The sequence below is a fragment of the Peptoniphilus sp. HMSC062D09 genome (genome assembly GCF_001811425.1).
Taxonomy (GTDB): domain Bacteria; phylum Bacillota; class Clostridia; order Tissierellales; family Peptoniphilaceae; genus Peptoniphilus_A.
Window position 1 is genome coordinate 7412 of the sequence record NZ_KV804746.1, and the last position, 22122, is coordinate 29533.

Sequence of the window (22122 nt, forward strand, 5' to 3'; positions counted from 1 at the left end):
ATCACCCCCGCCCACGCGGGGACTACACTTAAAAGATCCCATGATTTTGCCTTTTTTATTTTAAAGTGTCCAATAATTTTTTCACTTTCAAAATTAATTTTTCTTCCAATCTTGAGTCTTCCAATGCTCTATGAGGTACTTCTTCCTCAATTCCATAGGTTTTCAAAACTGTCTTAAGTTTATAATTTTTAAGAAATAAGTTTTCTTTTTTTACAAATTGCATGATGTCATAAACTTTATTTTTTATTTTTGGCAAATTTTCTCTATCCAAGGCTTCGTTTAAAAATTGTATGTCGAAGTTTACGTTATATCCCACAAGGTTATTTTCGCCAATAAATTCAGAAAATTCTTTTAAGGCTTTTCCTAAAGGTACTCCTTCTCTTTCTAGCATTTCATCATCTATAGTAGTGAGCCTTACTATTTCTTCTGGCAATTTTTCTTGAATTTTTATCAATCTGTGAAATTCTTCTCTGTTTTTTCCTACTTTCACTGCACCTATTTCAATAATTTTATTATTATTTATGTCTAGCCCGTCTGTTTCTATGTCTATTACTACATATTCTTTTGCTTTTTCTTTCTCTACTTCTTTTTTTAATTTGCTATGCTCTATATTTTTTATTTTTTTAAATTGAGCTGCTTTTGAAAATCCTTCTTTTAAGGTATTTTCTCTTTCTTTTTCTTCTTTTTTTACAAGAACCAGTGGAATACCCTCCGAATCTATTACTTCTCTAATTCCATTTATGGTTTCAAAGTTATAGCCAATTTCGTTCCTGTTGTAATAAGATATTGTCGCCTCGCCATCTTTTAAATTATCTTTTACTCTCTCCCAAAGTTTTTCTCTAACTTTAGTGTTGAGATTTCCAACATATACTCCAGTAGCAACTTCTTGCAGCCATTTGCTCAAATCTCCTCTAAGGGAATTGGGAACTTTTGATAGTGTTATTACTGTGAAAGGCATTAGTTATCACCTTCTGTGTAATTCACTCCATATTTTACTAATTTTCCCTTGTCATCCCAAAGACTTATGGTATCTAAATTTACTAAATCATCAGGATTTATTTCCATTAAATACTGTAAATCTTCCACAATTTTTTTCATTAACTTTCCATCCACACACTTGTCTCGAAGCATTTGTCTAGCCATTCTTCCTATGTCGTCGTCTTCTGATGCTTCTTCTGCTATTTTAAAGGAAAGGGGTATTGTGTATTGAGCCTTATATAAATCTGCTACATCATAGACAAAGGATTTATCGTGACCTGTGTGGACGAAGCCAAGTCCTGGCGACATTCCTAAGGCAACTATTACGCTGTGACAAACTCCATATAGTGCTACATTGGCCGCTGATAGCGCCTTGTTCACTATTGTGCCCTCTTCATAATTATCTGGATCGTAATCTCTTTTTGTCCATTCAACTCCGTGCAGTTTGGCTTCTTTTCTGTATAAGTTTCTTATTCTGGCTCCTTCTCTTCCTCGAAGCTGCTGCATAGTGAGTTTCATGACATCTTCATCTGGAAATCGCATTTGATACATTTTTCTTGCCACTAATAATCTAGTATTCCTGTTTGAAAATAATACTGCTTGTTTTTCAAGGAATTTTGTCGAATGTGCCAAGGGTCTTCCATTAGCGTAAAGTCTTACTCCTCTTTCTCCAGCCCAAATTATAGATGTGCCTGTGTCAGCTAATAATTCAACTGCTCTATGGCTTATGTCTGTACCTGGCCCTAGCATCAATATCCCAATTATGGCAGCTGGTATTTTTATTATTCCCCTGCTGTCAACAACTGTCAGTGCTCCGTCTTGTCTATTTATCTTTGCGTGCTCAAGGTAAATAAAGCTAACCCTATCTTCGATTCGAGGTAATTCTGTAAGCTCAGGCTTTTTCCCACCAGCAATTTCATTCATTTTACATCACCGGTATAACAGTCATCATTCCAAATCCATAAGCTTTTTCTCTTCCTATGCCCTCTTTAAGTGTCTTTATAAATTTTTCTCTGTCTTTTATTTTAAGCTTACCTTCATAGACAACTTTATTTAGTTTTACATGTTTCATGCCTCTTTTCTTGAGAAGAGGATGTGCTCTTTCAACTATTTGAAAATCTTCGTCTTTTAATTCAAATCCATTTTTTAAGGATCTGTCTAAGAAAAATTTTCTTTGGTCTTCGATGTTGTAGCAGGGATATATTTTTCCTCTGCCTTTAGTATTTTCATCCATTTTTGATATTACAGGGTTTAAGGCTACTCTAAATCTAAGTGTCTGACCTTCTTTTAGTTTTTCTAGAAACTTTTCATAATCCTTTGTCCTTGCAGTATTATCTACTCCATATTTTTCCAAGGCTTTTAAATCAGGCTTTACTTCTGATACTATTAAAAGAAAAGTTCTATCGCCTATTCTATCAATTCTCCATAGTTTCCTGCTGCGCTCATTTTCATTAATTTCCTCTGGAAAACTCATCTCAACCCAATTGTGGTAGGCTCCAAGATGAGTGAGGTCTCTAATTTTTCTTCTGTTGTTAAGGTCAATTTCAACTTGTGATATATACATATTAACCTCCTATTGCTCCAAAGGCATCGTGCTCAGTTTCGCCCACATTTCTATCTACTTCGATGTATAAGAATGATTCGCCCCTATAGTCAAACTTTCTCTCTCTTTGTGAAAAAGAGATTGCCTTATCCTTTCTAAGTTTTTCTCTGGAATTATTTATAATTTTTGAATCGCCACAAATTTTTAGTCTATTGCTCTTAGTCAATCTATTAAATTTACTTGCTTGCCAATCTGTCTTTTTTAACAGTTCAATTGCTTCTTCTTCATAAATTCCCATGATAAAATCATAAGTAACTGGGCAAGATCTTTTCCCTAAGAATGTTTGGAAGTAAGGTTTCTTTAAGCTTTCATAAATCTCTTTTATAAAATCATCGTCACTGTGACTTAAAGCTACTAAAAATATGGCATCAGAAAGATAATATCTATTTGTTACATAGTTTCTATCAAGGGTGCCATTAGATTTTAATTTTTGCGCAATATGATAGTCTCTTAATAGAACTCCTGCCTGGTCGATTCTCACTCCAAAGTCTAATTCATTTAATTTTTTTAATTTTTCTTCTTCATCTCGCCTGTATCCAAGAGAGGCTGCAAGCAAGCCTAAAACTCCACTCTTTGATGGATAGTCATCAGTATGCCTGGTTTCAAAATTTGAGCCCGTGCCCCAAGCTTGCAAAGGTCCCTGAAGTTTTAATAAAATACTTTTCAATTTACTCACCCAATTCGTCAGGTATTATTTCTCCAAGTTTTTCTTCTAAATCTTTTAATAGAGCTTTAAAATTATCTTCAACTTTTATTCCATCAATGCTATTAAATTCATTTAGTGATAGGCAAAAAGTTGCAAGAGGTTCTTCTACAAATTTTTCTGATTTTTTGTATTCTTTCAAAAGTTTTTCTACTGATTCTTCTACAAAGCCTTCATTTTTGTAAGCCTTTACTGGGTTTTCAAAGGCACTTACAAGGTTTACTGGTCTATCCTCTCTCAAAGTAATCATAATGAATGAAGGTATAGTTGTGTTTGCAAAAGTGTTTACTTTTCCTGTAGGAAGTGATTTTGCAAAAGCTTCTACAAAAAGTTTTAAGGCGTTAATTGTTTCTTTTTTATCGGATAGTTGTTTCACAAATTCGTGAACAGCAACATTGGCGTATCTATATAAAGTTGAGGAATTATATTCAATTGTTCCTAGCATTCCTGCTCCTGCATTTGTTTCTTCTTGCAAGTCATCAACTGCTGTGAAGAAATCAAATTCCGTTTCTACAGAGTGAGTTGAAATTGCGTGAGCAACTTGACAAGATGCATCTTCATTAAGCGATGGATCGTCTGCAACCATTCGTCCAAAAAGTGCCAAGTCAACAGCTGGATCATCTTTTAACATTTCCTTTAATAAGTTTTTATCCTTAACTCCATCTACTGCAGCTCTTGCTAATTTTTCCGCTTGAGAATTTCCCAAGAAAAACAAGGCTGTAGTTTTAAAGTTTTTAGTCTTTACTCCAGCATCTTTTAAGATTTCATCAGCCATCTTTAGTGCTTCTTCATCATTTATTCTTGAATCAATTTTCTTTATTTTTGAAGCGATATAATCAGGAATTTTATAACTTCTCACTCCAACATTGCCGTCTTCAGAATTTTCCAAAAAATAACTTCTTATTGCTCTCTTCCAACTTTGAGAACTTACTCTAGCTCTCCTAACTCCACCATATTGTGCAGTCTTAGGGCTACCAGTGTCATCTCTATTTATATTTGATGGTGGCAAAGTTTGAATAGCGTTAACATCCATAAATAAATTATTAGTTTTCATTTTCTTCTACTCCTTCTTCTTTTTCATTTTTTACAAAATAGTATCTGCTTGCCCATGAGAATTTTACTTCTTCTCCATATCCAGTTAAAAATTTATATAAATCTCCTGAAAGTTTTGTATAATTAACTTTCGCATCAGTCTTTGACTTTAAAAGTTTTATCATTTGTCTCATGTGATGTGACAATTCTTCAAAGGTTGATGAAGTAATCATAGTGTTAAATCTTCTGTCTGCTGCTAAAGAATCCTCTCCCTTTCTGAGAAAACTTAGTGAATAACCAAAATTTTTCCACTTTTCTGCATCTTTACTTAATAAAACACTATCTGATTCAGCTTGTTGATGTAGTGCATAAAGCTGAATTGTTGTCACTATTGCTTTTTCTTCTAGAGATAATTTTCCATCAGAACTTAAAAAATCCTCCGGCAAATATCTGAAAAGCAAAGGCAAAAGATCAATAGATTCAGTCAGCGGTCTATTAATAGAATTTCTAATATTAGCTAAATTTGCCCTGCCATTACTAGAGTTAATTTCAGATTCAAGCTCACTTAATATATTTCTTGTGACCGATTCAACTCTAAAGGTCTTGCTCTTTTCTTTAACCATTTTATCCTCCTATCCTATAGTTTTATTTAAAATATTTATAAATTTGTTGTAACAAGTAGCAATATTCATAACTTTTCCATCTTTTTCGATGCCCCTGTAATCTCTTGAACTTGCCTCAAAAATAATTGTTTTTGCTTCATTTTTTACAAGAGATTTTAATTCATCTCTCCACTCTCTAGTCTTTTTATTTTTGTCATCATTTTTCTCTATGCTAGCAAGCCATACCTTAAAGGGCTCATTGAGTTTGTAATAAAGTTCCTCAATTTTTTGATTTTTAAAAGTTTTACTCTTGTCATTTCTAACTGTCATTAGGTCAGAAATAAAATATCCAAAAATTCCAGATACAACTTTTTTGGTAAGCTCAACCTCATCATTTATTCTAGGCACCCAACCATTTTTATAGGTATCACTAAGTACCATTTCCTTTATCGCCATGTCGTCATAAATTTCATCTACGGGTACCCAAGAAGTTGCATTGCCATCATCTTTCATACTTATGGATTTTATGACAATTTCATATTCGCCAATGGTTTCCTTTAAATTATTGTTAAACTTAATTATTCCAGGTACTTTTGTCTTTGATTCACTTGTTTCATCTAGGTTTGAAATTAATCCAAAGGACCTCCAAAGCGATTCACCAAAAGTATGTTTTCTTGGTTTGAATTTATCTTTGTCTGGTCCACTGGCATCAATTTTCCAAAGTGTCATTGCTTCTAAAAATGCATCCAGATGATTTATCTCTGGTATCTTAACGATGTCAAAATAAAAAGCTTCATTAAAATCTTTTTTAGGATCAACATAGATTGCTCTTGACCAATTTGTGTATAGTTCTGACAAATTATCTGGGTTTTTATTAGATAAGTAGTTTCTAATAATTTCTGAGCTATCATATTCCCAACAAGGTCTTTCTATTTTTCCAATAAAGTTTTCATCTGGATTTGGCAAAATTAAATTCAAAAGAAGTGTGTCAAATAAATTTTTGCCAGATAAATAAATTCCACCAATGTCAAATAGCCAACCCTTTGAATTTGGAACATCATATTTATCTTTGCCAAAAATTACTTTATCAGAAAGTCCAGAGTAGCCTTGGAAGGTCAAAAGCCATCTTAAGGCCTCATCTTCTTTTAATATCTCCTTGTTTGAATTTGCATCAGACTTAGGAGAAAAGAGTGCAACCTTATTTCCACTTTCAGAAATCATTCTATTTATGTTTTTCCCACTAATTGAACTTGGATTTTTCTTGTTAATATTTTTCTCGCCAATATCTTCCTTCCTCACTTGGTAAAAAGGATACTGGTCATCTAAAAAGTAAAAGTGATCCTTCCACACATTTAAGTAATCTGAAACTATTTTTGGAAATTTTTTTCTTTCCCACAAGTTTTCCCAAGTTTCTCTTAAACTATCTGTATAGTCATCAATGTCATCTTCATCTACATCATGAACTTGCCTAAATTTCTCATCAAGTTCAATTCCTATGTGAGGATTCCCCTGGTAGTCAAAGCGAGAGAAAACAGTTTGCAAAATAGCTAATAAAAGTCTAGTTATTGCAAAATCTTGAGTCTTAGTGTCTGTTGCAATGTCTGTATATTTTTCTGCATTCTCAAAAATTTCAATAAGTGAAACTTTTTTACTCTCTGAGTTTTTCGCCTCAACAACTGAAATCCAACTTTCTTCCAATAAATTATATCGTCCCAAATTTTCACACCCTTTCATAAAATAAACCAAATTTTTTATCGTATCTTAATTTATAACCATTTAATATAAAGCTACTATCTTCATCAAAAATAATTCCAAGAGATCCCTTGAGCCAAGTTTTACTTTGCCAACTTGCAAGGTTCTTTTTATTATATACTTCAAGTTCTTTTATAGTGTTTTCAAAAGCCTTTGGAAACTTGCTTAGGACTAGGGGTAGTCTTAGTGTTTCTCTGGCAATAATTTTTGCAGTTTCTGGATTATCTATATCCATAGAAAGATCCACGCCATCACTAAAGCTTCCATAGCCCTTAGAAACTTTTTTCAGGGCAATAACTTCTATTGTGTCGTCAATGTCTCTTACCCTGGCATATCCAATTTCTTCTGTATTAAGTGGTACTGGAGTCTCCAAAAGACCTATGAGAGATTTTTTGCCAGTGCTATCTGGTTTCCCCAGCTTATAAGTCTTCGCCCTTTCTTCTTTATTGCTAATGTTAACTTTTCTTTTAAGGGATCTCTCATCCATTAATCTCAAAGAATCTTCTGCTAAGTCTACTTCTCCCCCTTCATAAACTTTATCAACTAAAGTAGAAATATCTTCTGGAATTTTTATAACTTGAGGCAAAAAGTAATCACTCATCATTAAAATATATTCGTCATAAATAGCCTTGGTCTTTTCCTCATATTCAAAAGTTTCACTTGTGCCAAGGACATAAAGTCTTGGGACTTTGTAAAATTCACTCCTATCTATGTCGTGTCTTTGCAGTCTTCCCACTCTTTGTATAAGTAAATCTATGGGGCAGAGGTCGCTTATCATTACATCAAAATCTAAATCAAGACTTTGTTCAATAACTTGAGTTCCTATTATAATTTTTCTCTTTGGTCTCTTTGCATTTTTTGAAACTAAGCTGAGTAATAAATTTTCTCTTTCAACCCTATGTCTTGCAATGTAATTGGAGTGCAAGAGTTCAACAGAATCACTTCCAAATAATTTTTCACACTCTATTGCAAGTTCTTGTGCATCCTTTACAGTGTTTAAAATTACTCCTATTACGCCCTCATTTTCATAAAGCTGTTTCAACAAATCTAATAAATTTTCCTTGTCTTCTCTTATGACTTCTATCTCTTTATTTGCTATTTTTCTAAAATTATTTTGAACTTTTATCTCGTCGCCATCAGTATAGGTAATCAAGGGATAGGCAGTGGATAAAACTTCTTCAGGCTTTTTTATTTCCTTCCACTTGAGGCCGCCACCTCTCATATAGTTTTCCACAAGTTCAAGTCTCCTTTTTTTAGGAAGAGTTGCCGATAAAATTATTACAGGAACTTTATATGCACCCATCCACCTAAGAGCTTCCTTTAAATACTGCATCATGTAGCAATCGTAGGCATGGACCTCATCTATAACTACAACTTTTTTCGTAAAACCGAGATGCCTAAGTGCCAAGTGTTTTTGTTTTAGTGCAAGAAGTAAAAATTGGTCCACAGTTCCAATAATAAAATCGTCTAAGGCAGTTTGCTTTCTACCTGAAAACCACTCATTAATAATTACGCTGCCTTCTTCATTTTCGGGATCCACATTTTTTGCAAGACTGGTATAATTATCGTTTAATGATGCCTTGCTGTGGGCAAGCCTAATGCTTGCATTTGACTCAAGGTCTTTTGATAAACTTTCAAGCCAATCTTCCACTCTTGTAAACATTCCATTTGAAGTAGCTTGAGTTGGCAGTCCAAAGAAAAGCCCACTCCTATTGGTTTTGTAAATTAATTCTTCTACAGCAACAAGAGATGCCTCTGTCTTTCCAATGCCCATTGGCGCTTCCAAAATTATAAGTCCTGGATCCTTTGTATCAGAAATTGCACCTACAAATTTTTCTTGAATTTCATTAGGAGAGTCAAAACCAAATCTATTTTTAAAAATTTCTCTTGGTTCAGAAAAATTATTAATAATTATTGGGTCGTTTTTATACCACTTGCTCCAACCTTCTATAAAACGCTGGTAACTATCCTCTGGCACAAAACTTTCTATGTCAAAAAGTGGAAAATAATGTTCATTACTGCTGATCCAGTCTGCCATAATTAGAAGACCAGAAAGAAGAAAGGCTCCTTCTTGAGAAATTTTTGGAATATCTTCTATACTTTTAAACTCAGCTTCATCCATGGCATATTTAAAAATTTTTCTCTGCTCTTCGTCCCATTTTTTATGTAACTCATTTTCCTCATCTTCGTATTGGAAATAATTTGAAGCATAAGAAGATTTTTGAATGTCAATTATTCTCTTGCTGTCAATTGGCTTGCCATGGTGAGCACCAACTATGGATGCTACATCATCGCCCACTCCATACCAAGAAAGGAGGCACTCTGAACCGAGAGCGTGATGACTTTTATTAGCTGATGCTCTGTCAAAATTTTTTAAGTCATAAAATCCATTTGATTCTAATCTTTCGATTAAATAATCATCTAAATCCCTTGAATTATTGTAGCCTGGCATAGTTTGAAAGGCTGGGGAACACTTATGTAAATCATGTGTCAAAGCCAAAAAAATAGAGAGGTTTTTTGCAATTTCCTCTCCACTAAGATCTACTGAATTAAAGTTCAAGGAATTTATGATGAAATTTTTGACCAAGGCTTAAATAATGCTCCCAAAGACAACAAATTACATTTTTTGTATCTTCGAGATGCTGTTTGAGAGGCAGCCATTTAAAAAGTCCACCCTTTTCTTCTTTCTTCGCCCAAAAAAATTTATTTATCATAATATTCTCCTGATAATTTTAAAATTTTTCTCTTGCTAATATAAAAAATATATTCTCTTTAATAAAATTTTACCACTTTAACATCTTATTTCAATTGAAATAAGAAATATTTTTTTATATAGGATTTAAAATAAAAAAACTCCCTACTTTTTAAAGTAAGGAGATCATCTTATAAATATTATCAAAATTCGCAAATTATTATTTTGCCAAGGCCTTCTATGTTAATTTTTTCTTTTTCAAGATATACTGCTGAAAATTTTTCAAATTCTTTTCCATCTACTTTTAAGTCAGCATCGTAATTAAATATCACTGCACGAGACTTTGCCTCGAATTCAAAGTTATTGATGTTAAGGGTGTACATCTTTGCGTCAAGCCCCTTTTTGTAAATCAAATTGAAGTCTCTCACATCGCCAGAGGATTTTGTCTCGTCATCGCCATTGAAAAATAAAACTTCATATGGAGTCAAGACAAATTTTTCGCCTGCTGTTTCTATATTCATTACATTATTTATTGGGGCAATGTATCTGTTAAAGCCCTTGTAAGGTGTGTAGTTTGAAATTTTTTCATTGCAAGTTGCAGTGGAAATTCTAAAATCGAAGTTTTTCTCACCAACACTTGCGCCTTCTGGATAAATAAAGACTTCTGTTGTTACTCCTGCTGACCATTTTGAATCTTTAAAGTCATCTTTTTTTATGAATTTCATTTAATCACCTAATAAATCCTTTAATTTTCCAGTGACTTTGTAGTCAACTTTTTTTAGTTCTTCTATATTTTTGACACCTGAAAGCATCATTAGCATCTTAGTCTTTTCGATTAGTCCTTCAATATATTTTAAGGTGTATTCATAACCGCCGCGAACGATGTAAGATAAGATTTCGCCGCTAATTGCTGTCATTGATGCTCCTGCTGCTAGGCTCTTAACTATGTCCATGGAATTTTTTACGCCGCCAGCAGAAATTATATAGAGGTCTTTTAGCTTTAGTCTATCTGCTTCGATTAAGGATAGGGCAGTTGGTATTCCCCAAGAAAATAAATCTGATATATCTGAATTTGGGTCTCTAAGATTTTCTATTTCAAAAAAGTTTGTGCCACCGTAGCCTGATATGTCCACATATCTAACACCAATGTCGTAAAGTTTTTTTACTGTTTTTGGTGACATGCCAAAGCCAACTTCTTTTACTATAACTGGCACTTCAGATTTTTTTACTATTTCTTCTACATTTTTAAGTATGCCACAGAAGTTCCTCTCGCCTTCAACTTGCACAAGTTCTTGGGCAGGATTTAGGTGGATTTGAATTGCATCGGCAGACAAAAATTCTACAGCTTTTTTTGCATCTTCAACTGTAGAAAATCCATTTAAGTTTGAAATTACAATTCCATCTTTAATTATTTCCCTTACAATTTCAAAGGATTTTCTTGAATCTTCATCTTCAAGGGCTATTGTCTGTGAGCCAACAGCCATAGGCAAATCAAATTCCTTTGCCACATTGGCAAGATTTCTATTTATTTCCTCTGAAAGATTGCTGCCACCAGTCATGGCATTAATCATAAGTGGGAAGTTTACTTTTTTATTTAAAAAATTTACGCTTGTATCAATTTCGTCGTAATCTATTTCTGGAATAGAGTCATTATACAAAAAGATATCAGAAAAAAGTGTATCGCCAACATAAGTTGTGCGAAGAAAATTTTCTATATGCTCTGTCTTTCTATATTTCCTCATTGCATCCTCCTTTAACAAGTAAATCATATCATTTTATAAATTTTTTTACAATAAGGCTTCCTTAAAAATACTTGCTCCAATTTTTTCGCCGTCATGCCTGATGAAGCCATCCTTTATGTCGATAAATTCGCCCTCTGTAAGCTTTACTTTTTTCTCCTTAAAATAAGCTCTGTCTTCATGGCTTACAAAAATTGGAAGGGACTCATCCTTATTGTAATAATTTTCATAAACCTCATGGTTTGCCCTAAAATCGTTGGCAATGACTTCGTCTATAAATTCGTAGTCTGTGTGTTTTAAAATTGCATCAAAGTGGTCTTTTAGGGAATAGTTTTTTGTCTCCCCTTTTTGGGTCATGGCATTGGCAATGTAAATTACATGTGCCCTTGTGTCTCTTAGGGCTTCATTTATTCCTGCTATTAAAAAATTTGGAATAATAGAAGTGTAAAGGGAGCCTGGACCAATTATAACTATGTCGGCATCTAAAATTGCCCTAAGGGCATCATCATTTGCCCTTGGATAATGAGGAATCATGCTCATCTTCTCGATTCTCGTATTTAATCTATAACACATCTTTGGAATGTAGGACTCGCCAACTACCTTGTCCTTGGAGGCAAATTCTGCAACGAGATGGGTTTCATCTAAGGTTACTGGTATGATTTTTCCTGTGACATTAAAGACGCTGCTCATTTCTATTAGAGCCCTGTCAAAGGACCCAAAAATATCTGTTAAGGCAGCGATTAAAATATTTCCCACATTTTGATTTTTTAAGGTCCCTGAAGCGAATCTGTAGTTTAAGAGTTCCTTTAGGGTTTCATCAGTGTTGGATAGGGCAATTAAACATCTCCTGGCATCACCTGGCGGGAGAATATTTAATTCCTTCCTGAGGATACCGCTGCCGCCACCGTCATCGGACATGGAGACAACAGCAGAAATGTCCTTTGTGTAATTTTTTAGTCCACGCAAAATAGTGGAGATTCCCGTACCTCCACCAAGGACTGCTATCTTTTTTTCCATAAATTTTTCTCCATATCTCTATGAGTGACATAAGTTGACTTGTATTCTTCTTTTAGAAGTCTGCCAATCTCTTCGGCAATAGTCACTGACCTGTGAAAACCACCAGTGCAACCAATGCCAATAGTTAAAACTCTCTTTTGCTCTGCCATATAATTGGGAATCAAAAATTCAAGTAAATCAATGGTCTTGTCAATAAAGGTCCTTGTCACATCCCACTTCATCACATAATTTTTGACTTCCTCAGTCTTTCCATTTAAATCTTTTAGCTCCTTGATATAAAAAGGATTTGGCAAAAATCTAACATCAAAAACAAGGTCGGCATCCATTAAAATTCCGCTCTTGTAACCAAAACTTGTAACTTCAATGGCAAAATTGTCCTTCTCATCATAGGAAACAAAGGCCATAAGTTGTGTCCTCAAATTTTTTGTGGAAAGCCCACTTGTGTCAATGACAAAATCAGCATTGTCCTTTACCTTAGATAGGGTCTCTTCCTCAAACTTGTAGCCCTCAACTATGGAGGAATTCATGGGGTGAGGGCGTCTTAGCTCCTTATACCTTGCCACAATAGTTTCCATGTCGGCGTAGAGAAATAAAAGTCTTGTCTTTACATTCATTCCCTTTAAATCTTCATAGCTAGAGAAAAAGGAATTGAAAAACTCGCCACTTCTTAAGTCTACAACCACGGCAACCTTATCAAAATTTTTGCTCTTGGCATCAAGTGCCATCTCGCAAAATTTTGGAAGAAGAGCAGGTGCAAGATTGTCCATGGCATAATAGCCCAAGTCTTCAAAAACATCTAGGGCATAGGACTTGCCTGAGCCACTCATTCCAGTAATAATTATAAGTTCCATAAAATCACCAAATTAATCTCCAATAATTTTAACTTCTCTCTCCAAATTTACGCCAAACTTGTCATGGACAACTTTTTGCACAATCTCAATAGTTTCAAGGACGTCACTTGCAGTTGCCTTATTTTTATTTACAACAAAGCCGCAGTGTTTCTCACTAATGCCTGCCCCCTTGTGAGTAAAGCCCCTTAGACCTGAATCGTCAATTAATTTGCCAGCAAAATATCCAGTTGGTCTCTTAAAGGTAGAGCCAGCAGAAGGCATATCGAGAGGTTGCTTTTCAGCTCGTCTTCGGTCAAATTCCTCGTACTTTTCTCTTATTTCATCCTTACTTCCAGGACTTAAAGAAAAAGTCGCACCGAGGACAATTAAATCTCTCTCTTGCACAAGAGAATGCCTGTAAGAAAAATTCATATCTTGGCAGGGCACTTCTATCACTTCATAATTTTCGTCTAAAAGTCTCACGCTCTTAATGACATTTTTCATCTCTCCATCATAGGCACCAGCATTCATTACAACGCCGCCGCCAAGAGAACCTGGTATGCCGTGAGCAAACTCAAGTCCAGTAAGAGAATTTTCCATGGCAAACTCGCTGATCTTCTTTAGGCTGGCACCTGCTCCTCCATAAATTTCTGTGTCAGAGATTTTTTTCACTTCATTTAATTTATTTTTAAGCTTAATAATAATTCCATCAAAGCCCTTGTCCTTCACAATAATATTTGTGCAATTGCCAAGGATATAAAAATTATAATTATTTTCTTTAATTTCTTTTAAAATTTCAATGAGAGACTCCTCGTCCTTTGGCTTTATGAGAAGCTTAGCCGGTCCACCAACGCAAAAGGAAGTGTGGTTTGTCATGGGCTCGTCATAAAAAAAATCTCCCAAATTTTCATTTATATTAAATTTCATATAACACCTCGAAATATTATTACCATAATTATATCATTAAAGGCCATAAATATTAACTTCTCTATTATTTAAAAAAATATAATAAAAAACTCCATTCTCTTAGTAAAAGAATAGAGTTTAATGTTCTTTTAAATTTAGTTTTCCTTAAAATCCACTTGCCTTAAAAACTTTTCATTGCTTTCTAAAAGTTTTTTGTAATAGTCATCATAGGCTGGGCTCATTTTTCTAATTAGTGGTAAGGCCACTTCGTAATAGTTATTTTTTATCATATAATTCTTTATCTTGTCCCTAATTGTTTTTAGTGGGCTATTTTTATACTCATGGCTTTCTAAAAATTTTTCATAGGCTTTTACATTGTTTTCATTTTCCCTTAGCCAGTCTTCAAAATTATAGGCCGCCTTGATTTTTTCAATGTTTATTTTTTCCAAGTCTTCATTTTTAAAATCACTAGTCAAATTTTCTATATAACTCTTTTCCTCTTCTGTAAAATCAATTTCAGGAAGACTGTCCAAAAAATTTACATATTCATTAAAGGCTTCTTCTTCATCTTCTTTTAATTTTTCTTTTAAAAAGGGCTTATAAGTCATAAAGAAAGCTTGACCAAAATATCCTGGGAAAATTCTTGTAAGTTTCTCGTAAATGCTCTCTTCCTTTTCCAAAGTACTTAATTCATCAGTGATTTCTTTTAAATCATCGCCCCTAATTATTCTTTCCAACAAATTCTTTTTATTTTTTTCTAGTTCAATTTTATAGTCTCGGTCTCTTAAAATTTTTCCAATTTCCTTGTTATTAGAATCTAAAATATTTTTTATTTCGCTTATATTTAGTCCAAGTCTTCTATAAAGAGAAATTTTTATAAGTCTATTAAGGTCTTCTTCTGAATAATTTCTGTAATTATTTTCCTCAAAGGCTGGCGAAATCAACTCCTTCTCTTCATAATATAAAATTGCCTTTCGCCTAAGTCCAGTAATTTTTTCTACTTCGCTTCTCTTCATAATCCACCTCCACTTATAGTCTAAGCCTGCCCCTTGGGTTCAAGTCAATAAAAGTTTATAAAAAAAAGATACCCCGAAGGGTATCTCAATTTCATAGTTCTTATCTTCTGCCAAGTTCTGCATCGTAGATGTAAAGACCTGACCAGCTTTCGTTGATTCTTTCAAGTCTTTCGATAATTCCTCTGAAGTTATCTTCTTCTTCAACTTGTTCGTCAACATACCATTGTAGAAGTGAAGTTACTCTGTGGTCTTTTTCTTCTACTGAAAGTTCATAAAGATCGTTAATTCTTTTTGTAACTTCTTGTTCATGTTCATAAGCTGTCTTGAAAGTTTCTGTAAATGTTCCAAATTCAACTTCTGGTTTTTCAATTGCTTCAAGTTCTGGTCTAACATCTATTTCAAATAAAAAATGTCTTAATTTTTCTGCGTGTGCAAATTCTTCTTCTGCTTGTTTGTTAAAGAAGTGAGCGAATCCGTCCATTCCCTTATCTTTTACATAATTTGCCATTGAATAATAAATATATCCTGAAGATACTTCAAAATTATATTGTTCGTTTAATCCCTTTATTAATTTACTTTCCATAATAAAAAACCTCCTGTGATTTTATTTATAAATTTACTAAGCTGTAAGCTTTGTTTCTCATAATTTTATGTTACCCGTAAAATTATTTTTAAAACAATTAATTTGAAATCCCTAAATTATCTATTGAGATTTCTATATTATCCATGAACTTAAACTCAATTTTATTTATTTCTTCTAAATTTAAGTCCTTATTTTTCTTTTTGAAATCTTCCAGTGGAATTAAAACTGTCTGTGGCACAAACCTGTCCACAAAATCATCAGTTAGATAGTCAGTCTTGTAGATAAAAGCTTTTGTCATGGGACTTAAAATTTTATACTTGGATGCATTTAATGAGGCTACATTGCCCCAAGTGTCTTGAATTTCTATTCTTACTGCATCTCTTTTATCCTCATAAGTTAAATTTTCCATGTCAAATTGCAAAAACTTTCCACCTGGAATTTTTTCTGTCAACCTAATTCCATAGCTTGAATCTTTTTTTGCCTTCATAAAAACTGCTGTTGTATTTGAGTTGCTTTCGCCATAGTCGTGGCTGTCTTCATAAATTTCATTTAAGCTATTAAAATTTATTATTCCACCTTCAACTGATGTTGTTGTCAAATCGTAGTCTTCTTCAAAATCTGCAATTTTATAAAAGCTTGAGTCCATGTATCTAGAGTAGTAATTAGTCTTTGGAAGGTCCTCATAATTATTTGATCCCTCCCTAAAAATTTCTCTGTTGTAAGTTTTTCCAAAGGCATTTTCCAAAAAGTTGTAGGTGTAAATTGATAAAATTTCCCTTTGGTCATCTCCATCAAGTAGCTCTCTTCGATTTAAGAAAAATCCCTCTGCTGGGTCTAAGTCGTAGTCGCCCCAAAGTGAATTGAAGTTGCCATGATTGCCATAGGCAAAATAAAGAGCTGCCTTAAAGTTGTCCCTCTCTCCAGAAAAAATTACATTGTCATAGAGGAGCATGCCCTCGAAGCCATCAACATCGGCGTCGTTACTGCCACCAATTGCGAGGTAATCTACATCTCTTAAAATTATGCTCTTGTCTGAAGGCTCATATTGGTCGTAAGTTGGTGCAACAGTTATTATTCCCTTGATGTTAAACTTGTATTTGTGAGAAATATTTCCATCGTCGGGATGAAGGTTTAGCTGGTTAAAATTATAGGCAATGGCTACTGCTTCTCCGCCACGAGAGTGACCAAGGAGAGCTATGTTTTCTGGGTCGAATTTGTTGTAAAGTTCGCTATCTTTAACCTTATTTCTTGATAAAATATTTTTTATATTTTCAAGTAAGAGGACTGCTCTGGCGTCATTTTCATTTGAAAGGCCAAACTTAAAAAATCCATTTAACATATTTTCATCAACTGATACCATGGCAATACCCCTCTTTGCAAGGTAATTGCCTAGGTAGTCGTAGCCCAAATAATTTTTTGTTGTAAATCTGTGGTTGCCATGAAGGACAAATAAAACTGGAGCCCTATCTAAATCCTTTGGTGCATAAACCCTTCCCTTGACCTCTGTCTCCCTTAGGGTCTTTCCGAAAAATTTGTCCCTAACTTTTTTTGTCCTGCCCCTGTATCTTACAAAGTCTGATAGATCCACTGGCTTTCCCCTATAGTCAATTATTTCTACTTCATACTTTTCTGGCTTTGAGGCAATTTTATTTTTTTCCACGCCTAAATCATAAATTTCTCCACTGTCAAAGCCTGGGAAGACCATAAAATAAATTGAAGCCCCAAGGATAATTGTGGTCGGAAGTAAAAATATCAGTGCCTTTTTCTTTTTATTTTTTGCAAAGGAAATTAAGGACTTTGCAAAGGCGACTATGACAATAAAAGCTGCCCCTATAAAAATTATTTCAAAATAATCTGTGTCCACATAATAAAGGCATTCATCATAAAAATATTTTATTCCATAGATGAGTAGGGCGTAGATGGCTAAATTTTTTGTCCTAATTCTCTTTAATAGTAGAAAAACAAATTTAAGCAAAAAGCCTGCCATAATATAAAAAACAAAAAATAGAAGGACAAAAATTATAAAGGCTAGAATTTTAGGCACCTTAAAATCTTCTATGTAATAATAAAAAAATGTGGCAGAAAATAAAGACATTATCGCCACAATTATATAGGCAAAACCACTTGCCCTTCCAAAATGTTTTTTGAAAAAACTATTTATTTTGTTTGATATTTTTATTAAAAAATTATTTATTTTCATAATAAGGGGATAAGCCCAAACTTATCCCTAATCCCTCTCTAATTCTACAAGTTCACTTTCGTCGTACTCTTCAACATTAAGTGACTTGGATTCATTTATAAAAGTTTTGTTAAACTCGCGAGTTCTCTTTATTTCATCAAGTTCAAGATAGACAATTTCCTTTTCGTCATCCACTTCATACATTACCTTTACAAGTTCTTGTATTGTGTAAGTGGAGACAACTGTTGCCTTGCCCCTATCTGTCCTTACAATTTCGCCTTCTCTTGGCATTTTCTTGTTGATGCATTCGTAGCCATCTTGTTCATATTTTAAACAGCACATAAGTCTGCCACAGATGCCAGAAATTTTTGTAGGGTTTAAGCTAAGGTTTTGGTCCTTTGCCATCTTTATTGACACAGGAGAAAATTCACTTAAAAATGTGGAGCAACAAGTTGGTCTGCCGCAACAGCCTAATCCTCCAACAAACTTTGCTTGGTCGCGAACTCCAATTTGTCTAAGCTCAATTCTTGTCTTAAAAATTGAGGCAAGATCTCTTACCAATTCTCTAAAGTCAACTCTTCCATCAGCTGTGAAGTAAAATAATAATTTTGAGCGGTCAAAAGTGTATTCACATGAAATTAATTTCATGTCCAGACCATGCTCTTCCACTTTTTGCTCACAAATTATAATTGCTTCCTTGGCCTTATTTCTATTTTCCACATTGATATTTTTATCTTCTTGGTTGGCAAGACGAATAACAGGCTTTAATTCACCCTTAATACTTTCTTCATCTATTTCCTTTAAAAGTTCCACTGCACCAAACTCAAGTCCACGCACAGTTTCCACTATTACATAATCTCCAATTTTTATATCTATATCAACGGGATCAAAATAATAGATTTTGCCAGTTCTCTTGAACCTAATTCCAGCTATTTCTATCATCTAACTCCCCCTAATTCCATTAAAAGTGTTTCTACATTTAAATCAAAATTTATATTTTTTTCATTGCGGACAAGGGCATTTATAATTGCATCATAGGATTTTATAGCCCTATCCACATTGACATTTTCTAATTTTAACAAGTCAATTTTATCTGTATTTACAATTTTTTCTTCTCTGCCAGTTTTCAAATAAATTAAATCCAAATACCAAGTCAACATAAAATTTAGAATCTCTGCAAAATCCTCTCGATTGTCCTTAAAAAAAGTAAATTCATCAAAAATAAATTCAGTATTTCTAATAATTTTATCAAGAACCTTTATTAGGTCCTCTCTTTTTGACAAAAGTTCTGGGTCTTCAGAATATTTAAGGGCAAGGCTGACATTTCCATTGGAAAGGCGAGAAAAAAGCCTTGCATTTTTTTCTGTAATATTTTTCTTCTTCAAAAAATCTTCTATTCTATCTCCAGTGACATCAGAAAATTTTAAAACCCTGCACCTGGAAATAATTGTTGGAAGAATTTTTTTCATGGTGCTTGAAATTAAAATTAAAATCAAGTAGTCCATGGGCTCTTCCAAGGTTTTCAAAAGTGCATTTTGCCCCTCCACTGTAACCTTGTCGAAGTCGTCAATAATTACAATTTTGTGGCTGCCACTGTAGGGCTTGGAAAAAGAATTTTCAATAATTTCTTCTATTTCTTCTTTTTTTATATTGCCCTGGTTTTTAACAATATAAAGATCGGCGTCTTCATAGTCATCTATGCCACTAAAAAATCTAATAGCTTCGCTGTCATCTTTTAAAATAGCCCTGGCAAAGTTTTTTGCGTGAGAAAATTTGCCAATGCCTCTTGAACCACAAAAAAGATAGGCGTGGCTGTAAGACTTGTTGACTAAATCCCCTTCCAAGCTATTTATAATTTCTCTATTTTCTAAAAACATTAAATTCTCTTAGACTCTTCCAAGTCAACGACAAAAATTGTGGCCCCAGAAACCTTAAAGTCTCCCTTTTCTATGTGAATATCTTCAGGCTCAGTTAGGTCTTTAAATATTCCATAAATTTTATCAAGCTCACTTTCTTCGCAGCCCAACAAAAGTGTTGTGTTTCCAGATTTGAAAAAACCACCCGTAGAAGAAAGTCTTGTAACATATATATCTTCGTCTAAAAATCTATCAATTATTGCATCTGTGTACTTTTCTTGCACTATTGCTATCATCATTTTCGTATTCATAATATCACCTAAAACTTTTTAAAATCAAATACATCTATGACAAAAATTGTCGCTCCGCCAACTTTTACAGTAATTGGCACAGGAATCATGGCTTGACCAGGAATATTTATGGGCTGAATAGTTCTCTTAACTTCTCTAGTCCTTGAGTTTTCTTCCAAAATTGCCATAAACCTGTCCTTTTCTTCATCTTCAATACCTGAAAGAAGTGTGACATTTCCAGATTTCAAAAATCCACCAGTGGAACTTATTTTTGTAACTTTAAAATCGTTTTTGTTGAGGATTTTTACTAAATTATCGCTATCCTCGTCTTGAACTATTGCGATTATAAGTTTCACACAATCATCCTTTCTTTGAGAACTTTCATGCAGTCGCAAAAAACTTCTTCAATGCTTTTATTTACATCTATAAAATAATAGTTGTCTTCTTTTCCTAAATTATTGTAGTAGTCGCGAACTTTTTTGTGAAATTCGTCAGGCTCTCTTTCAAGTCTGTCGTAAGAAGACTGGTCCTTCCTGTGTAGGGTAACTCCACTACTTCTAAAGATAAATACCACATCGGGCTTTAGCTTTCCCGTTGCAAAATTATTTATGGAAAGAATGTCTTCTAGGTCTTGTCCCCTGGCATAGCCTTGGTAGGCAAGAGAGGAAAGGACATACCTTTCGCAGAGAACTATGGCTCCCTCCTCTAGGGCAGGGATTATTTTTTCATAAGTATGTTGAGCCCTTGATGCAGAATATAAAAGGGCTTCTGTCCTCATATCCATTTCCCTTAAATCTTTATCAAGAATAAGATCTCTAATTTTTTCAGAAATTCTTGTACCGCCAGGCTCTCTAGTCTTTATAGTTTTTTTATTATTCTTTAAAAGTTCTTCATAAACTAAATTGCAAATTGTTGATTTTCCAGACCCATCAGGTCCTTCAAATGTAATAAATGCACTCATTTAACTACCTCAATTTTATCTTCCTCAAGTCCAATTACTTCTATTCCTTCACTTAAAAATCTGTCAATATTTTCTATCATTTTATCATCAATAATTTCGCCAAAAGTCACAAGAGGCACTCCTGGTGGATAGGCTCCAATAATTTCCTTGGAAATCCTGCCAGAGGCTTCTCTATAAGAAATATATTCCCCCTGACATAAGTTGGCTTCTCTTGGAGTCATTGCCATCTTTGGAATTTCAAATTTAAAGGGCAAGATTTTCTTAAAATCACAATTATCATAGGATAAAATTGCGTCCCTTAACTTTTCTATCTCATCTTTAGTATTTATTGGTGAAATTATAGCAAGAGCATAGTAGAGATCTCCCATCTCAAGCCTTATATTTTTATTTTTTAAAAAATCTTCAAGAACCTCTTCGCCACTCATGCCCCCAATTCTAAATAAAAATTTCATGGGGTCATTGGCTACTATAGAGTCGTGACTTAAATCTATCTTATAATTTATGGCTCTCTTTAAATTTTCAAGGTCTCTCGTCCTCTTTTCAAGCTCGCTTCTTCCCACTTCCTCCATATATTTTAAGCCAGCCTCAATGGAAAGCATAAATAAGTAGGAAGGCGATGTGGAGTTATAAATATTTACATATTTTAAAAGTTCTTGGTGAGAAAATCTATCTGTCCCCCTGTGAATTAAAGCAGTCTGTGTCAGTGATGGAATCATCTTGTGAGTTGAATTTATAACTAAGTCTGCACCGGCATCTAGGGCTGAATATTTTTTTAAGCCTGAAAAATAAAGGTGGGCGCCATGAGCTTCATCAACTATGACTGCTATGTCCTTGTCGTGAAGAATTTTTACAAGTTCTTTTAACTTTAAAATTCCGCCAAAATAATTTGGGCTAACTAGGACGCAGGCTACAATATTATTCTTTTCTATTTTATCAAGAAGTTCTTCTTCATCAATGCCAAAATACATGGCGCGATCTTCGTCATAAATTGTATTTAAGTAAATTGGCTCTAAATCATTTAATAGTAAAGCATTGTAAATAGACTTGTGGGCATTTCTCTGAATTAAAATTTTATCCTTTGGTCTTGTCGCCATGGCTATGGCAATGTGAAGGGCACCAGTTGAGCCATTCGTCGTTATAAAGGACTCCCTTGAGCCAAATAATTTTTTTATCTCTCTGTGTAGGTCCTCTATTGCTCCTCTTGGATTTAAAAGATTATCTGTGCCTAAAATTTCCGTCAAATCATTTTTTATGTCCAAGTCAAAAAAGTCCTTGCCCTTGTGACCTGGCATGCCAAAAGAAATTAAATTTTTTACTTTATCCACTTCATTTTTCAAAGGGGTCTTCATCTTTTCTCCTCAACTTCCTTTAATTATACTATAA

Annotated in this window: 23 protein-coding genes; all 23 read right to left on the reverse strand. The window is 33.9% G+C overall.

What is annotated here, in order from left to right; genetic code table 11:
• Positions 1-55: 55 nt before the first annotated feature.
• Positions 56-958: a type I-E CRISPR-associated endoribonuclease Cas2e gene (cas2e, locus tag HMPREF2801_RS08580; protein WP_070611907.1), complete on the reverse strand. Its 903-nt coding sequence runs from the start codon at positions 956-958 to the stop codon at positions 56-58.
• Complete coding sequence (gene cas1e, locus HMPREF2801_RS08585; RefSeq protein ID WP_070611909.1) at positions 958-1902, reverse strand: type I-E CRISPR-associated endonuclease Cas1e; 945 nt, start codon at positions 1900-1902, stop codon at positions 958-960. Before cas1e ends, cas2e begins: the two co-directional genes overlap by 1 nt.
• A gap of 1 nt (position 1903) precedes the next feature.
• Positions 1904-2542: a type I-E CRISPR-associated protein Cas6/Cse3/CasE gene (gene cas6e / locus HMPREF2801_RS08590; protein ID WP_070611911.1), complete on the reverse strand. Its 639-nt coding sequence runs from the start codon at positions 2540-2542 to the stop codon at positions 1904-1906.
• A 1-nt stretch (position 2543) separates the two neighbouring features.
• A complete protein-coding gene (cas5e, locus tag HMPREF2801_RS08595) occupies positions 2544-3257 on the reverse strand; it encodes a type I-E CRISPR-associated protein Cas5/CasD (RefSeq protein WP_070611913.1) in 714 nt (237 codons plus the stop codon).
• A complete protein-coding gene (gene cas7e, locus HMPREF2801_RS08600; protein WP_070611916.1) occupies positions 3250-4338 on the reverse strand; it encodes a type I-E CRISPR-associated protein Cas7/Cse4/CasC in 1089 nt (362 codons plus the stop codon). Before cas7e ends, cas5e begins: the two co-directional genes overlap by 8 nt.
• Positions 4328-4939, reverse strand: a complete 612-nt coding sequence (gene casB, locus HMPREF2801_RS08605; RefSeq protein ID WP_070611918.1) for a type I-E CRISPR-associated protein Cse2/CasB — start codon at positions 4937-4939, stop codon at positions 4328-4330. Before casB ends, cas7e begins: the two co-directional genes overlap by 11 nt.
• Positions 4940-4948: 9 nt before the next feature.
• The gene (locus HMPREF2801_RS08610; protein ID WP_070611919.1) at positions 4949-6634 is read right to left on the reverse strand and encodes a type I-E CRISPR-associated protein Cse1/CasA; all 1686 of its coding nucleotides are present in this window, start codon (positions 6632-6634) and stop codon (positions 4949-4951) included.
• 4 nt (positions 6635-6638) lie between these two features.
• Positions 6639-9257, reverse strand: coding sequence for a CRISPR-associated helicase Cas3' (gene cas3, locus HMPREF2801_RS08615; protein ID WP_371327454.1), 2619 nt, complete (start codon positions 9255-9257; stop codon positions 6639-6641).
• Positions 9220-9384 (reverse strand): HD domain-containing protein, encoded by a 165-nt coding sequence (locus HMPREF2801_RS09555; protein WP_256387808.1) that lies wholly within the window; start codon positions 9382-9384, stop codon positions 9220-9222. The genes cas3 and HMPREF2801_RS09555 overlap by 38 nt, the downstream gene beginning before the upstream one ends.
• Before the next feature lie 181 nt (positions 9385-9565).
• Positions 9566-10087, reverse strand: a complete 522-nt coding sequence (locus tag HMPREF2801_RS08620) for a HutD family protein (RefSeq protein WP_070611922.1) — start codon at positions 10085-10087, stop codon at positions 9566-9568.
• Complete coding sequence (gene fni / locus HMPREF2801_RS08625; protein WP_070611924.1) at positions 10088-11104, reverse strand: type 2 isopentenyl-diphosphate Delta-isomerase; 1017 nt, start codon at positions 11102-11104, stop codon at positions 10088-10090.
• A gap of 45 nt (positions 11105-11149) precedes the next feature.
• Complete coding sequence (gene yvcK, locus HMPREF2801_RS08630; protein WP_070611926.1) at positions 11150-12118, reverse strand: gluconeogenesis factor YvcK family protein; 969 nt, start codon at positions 12116-12118, stop codon at positions 11150-11152.
• Positions 12103-12969 (reverse strand): RNase adapter RapZ, encoded by an 867-nt coding sequence (gene rapZ / locus HMPREF2801_RS08635; RefSeq protein WP_070611929.1) that lies wholly within the window; start codon positions 12967-12969, stop codon positions 12103-12105. Before rapZ ends, yvcK begins: the two co-directional genes overlap by 16 nt.
• A gap of 12 nt (positions 12970-12981) precedes the next feature.
• Positions 12982-13875, reverse strand: coding sequence for a UDP-N-acetylmuramate dehydrogenase (gene murB, locus HMPREF2801_RS08640; RefSeq protein WP_070611930.1), 894 nt, complete (start codon positions 13873-13875; stop codon positions 12982-12984).
• 134 nt (positions 13876-14009) lie between these two features.
• Entirely contained in the window at positions 14010-14870 is an 861-nt protein-coding gene (locus HMPREF2801_RS08645; RefSeq protein ID WP_070611932.1) for a MerR family transcriptional regulator, read from the reverse strand.
• Positions 14871-14970: 100 nt separating this feature from the next.
• Positions 14971-15453 carry a ferritin gene (locus tag HMPREF2801_RS08650; RefSeq protein WP_070611934.1) on the reverse strand — a complete coding sequence of 161 codons (483 nt, stop codon included), beginning with the start codon at positions 15451-15453 and terminating at the stop codon, positions 14971-14973.
• Between the two features lie 97 nt (positions 15454-15550).
• Positions 15551-17428 carry an alpha/beta hydrolase family protein gene (locus tag HMPREF2801_RS08655; protein ID WP_246830011.1) on the reverse strand — a complete coding sequence of 626 codons (1878 nt, stop codon included), beginning with the start codon at positions 17426-17428 and terminating at the stop codon, positions 15551-15553.
• 252 nt (positions 17429-17680) lie between these two features.
• Positions 17681-18574: a PSP1 domain-containing protein gene (locus HMPREF2801_RS08660; protein WP_019124843.1), complete on the reverse strand. Its 894-nt coding sequence runs from the start codon at positions 18572-18574 to the stop codon at positions 17681-17683.
• The gene (locus tag HMPREF2801_RS08665) at positions 18571-19509 is read right to left on the reverse strand and encodes a DNA polymerase III subunit (protein WP_070611938.1); all 939 of its coding nucleotides are present in this window, start codon (positions 19507-19509) and stop codon (positions 18571-18573) included. The genes HMPREF2801_RS08660 and HMPREF2801_RS08665 overlap by 4 nt, the downstream gene beginning before the upstream one ends.
• The gene (locus HMPREF2801_RS08670; RefSeq protein WP_019124845.1) at positions 19509-19799 is read right to left on the reverse strand and encodes a cyclic-di-AMP receptor; all 291 of its coding nucleotides are present in this window, start codon (positions 19797-19799) and stop codon (positions 19509-19511) included. Before HMPREF2801_RS08670 ends, HMPREF2801_RS08665 begins: the two co-directional genes overlap by 1 nt.
• 8 nt (positions 19800-19807) lie before the next feature.
• Positions 19808-20134 carry a cyclic-di-AMP receptor gene (locus HMPREF2801_RS08675; protein WP_070611940.1) on the reverse strand — a complete coding sequence of 109 codons (327 nt, stop codon included), beginning with the start codon at positions 20132-20134 and terminating at the stop codon, positions 19808-19810.
• Positions 20131-20739 (reverse strand): dTMP kinase, encoded by a 609-nt coding sequence (gene tmk / locus HMPREF2801_RS08680; protein ID WP_070611942.1) that lies wholly within the window; start codon positions 20737-20739, stop codon positions 20131-20133. The genes HMPREF2801_RS08675 and tmk overlap by 4 nt, the downstream gene beginning before the upstream one ends.
• Positions 20736-22088, reverse strand: a complete 1353-nt coding sequence (locus tag HMPREF2801_RS08685) for an aminotransferase class I/II-fold pyridoxal phosphate-dependent enzyme (RefSeq protein WP_070611944.1) — start codon at positions 22086-22088, stop codon at positions 20736-20738. The genes tmk and HMPREF2801_RS08685 overlap by 4 nt, the downstream gene beginning before the upstream one ends.
• Positions 22089-22122 lie beyond the last annotated feature (34 nt).

What these genes read in the sequence shown, in the direction of transcription:
- cas2e (WP_070611907.1), bottom strand. Translation starts at nt 958, where the DNA reads ATGCCTTTCACAGTAATAACACTATCAAAAGTTCCCAATTCCCTTAGA.
- cas1e (WP_070611909.1), bottom strand. Translation starts at nt 1,902, where the DNA reads ATGAATGAAATTGCTGGTGGGAAAAAGCCTGAGCTTACAGAATTACCT.
- cas6e (WP_070611911.1), bottom strand. Translation starts at nt 2,542, where the DNA reads ATGTATATATCACAAGTTGAAATTGACCTTAACAACAGAAGAAAAATT.
- cas7e (WP_070611916.1), bottom strand. Translation starts at nt 4,338, where the DNA reads ATGAAAACTAATAATTTATTTATGGATGTTAACGCTATTCAAACTTTG.
- casB (WP_070611918.1), bottom strand. Translation starts at nt 4,939, where the DNA reads ATGGTTAAAGAAAAGAGCAAGACCTTTAGAGTTGAATCGGTCACAAGA.
- HMPREF2801_RS09555 (WP_256387808.1), bottom strand. Translation starts at nt 9,384, where the DNA reads ATGATAAATAAATTTTTTTGGGCGAAGAAAGAAGAAAAGGGTGGACTT.
- HMPREF2801_RS08620 (WP_070611922.1), bottom strand. Translation starts at nt 10,087, where the DNA reads ATGAAATTCATAAAAAAAGATGACTTTAAAGATTCAAAATGGTCAGCA.
- fni (WP_070611924.1), bottom strand. Translation starts at nt 11,104, where the DNA reads ATGAGGAAATATAGAAAGACAGAGCATATAGAAAATTTTCTTCGCACA.
- yvcK (WP_070611926.1), bottom strand. Translation starts at nt 12,118, where the DNA reads ATGGAAAAAAAGATAGCAGTCCTTGGTGGAGGTACGGGAATCTCCACT.
- rapZ (WP_070611929.1), bottom strand. Translation starts at nt 12,969, where the DNA reads ATGGAACTTATAATTATTACTGGAATGAGTGGCTCAGGCAAGTCCTAT.
- murB (WP_070611930.1), bottom strand. Translation starts at nt 13,875, where the DNA reads ATGAAATTTAATATAAATGAAAATTTGGGAGATTTTTTTTATGACGAG.
- HMPREF2801_RS08645 (WP_070611932.1), bottom strand. Translation starts at nt 14,870, where the DNA reads ATGAAGAGAAGCGAAGTAGAAAAAATTACTGGACTTAGGCGAAAGGCA.
- HMPREF2801_RS08650 (WP_070611934.1), bottom strand. Translation starts at nt 15,453, where the DNA reads ATGGAAAGTAAATTAATAAAGGGATTAAACGAACAATATAATTTTGAA.
- HMPREF2801_RS08660 (WP_019124843.1), bottom strand. Translation starts at nt 18,574, where the DNA reads ATGATAGAAATAGCTGGAATTAGGTTCAAGAGAACTGGCAAAATCTAT.
- HMPREF2801_RS08665 (WP_070611938.1), bottom strand. Translation starts at nt 19,509, where the DNA reads ATGTTTTTAGAAAATAGAGAAATTATAAATAGCTTGGAAGGGGATTTA.
- HMPREF2801_RS08670 (WP_019124845.1), bottom strand. Translation starts at nt 19,799, where the DNA reads ATGAATACGAAAATGATGATAGCAATAGTGCAAGAAAAGTACACAGAT.
- tmk (WP_070611942.1), bottom strand. Translation starts at nt 20,739, where the DNA reads ATGAGTGCATTTATTACATTTGAAGGACCTGATGGGTCTGGAAAATCA.
- HMPREF2801_RS08685 (WP_070611944.1), bottom strand. Translation starts at nt 22,088, where the DNA reads ATGAAGACCCCTTTGAAAAATGAAGTGGATAAAGTAAAAAATTTAATT.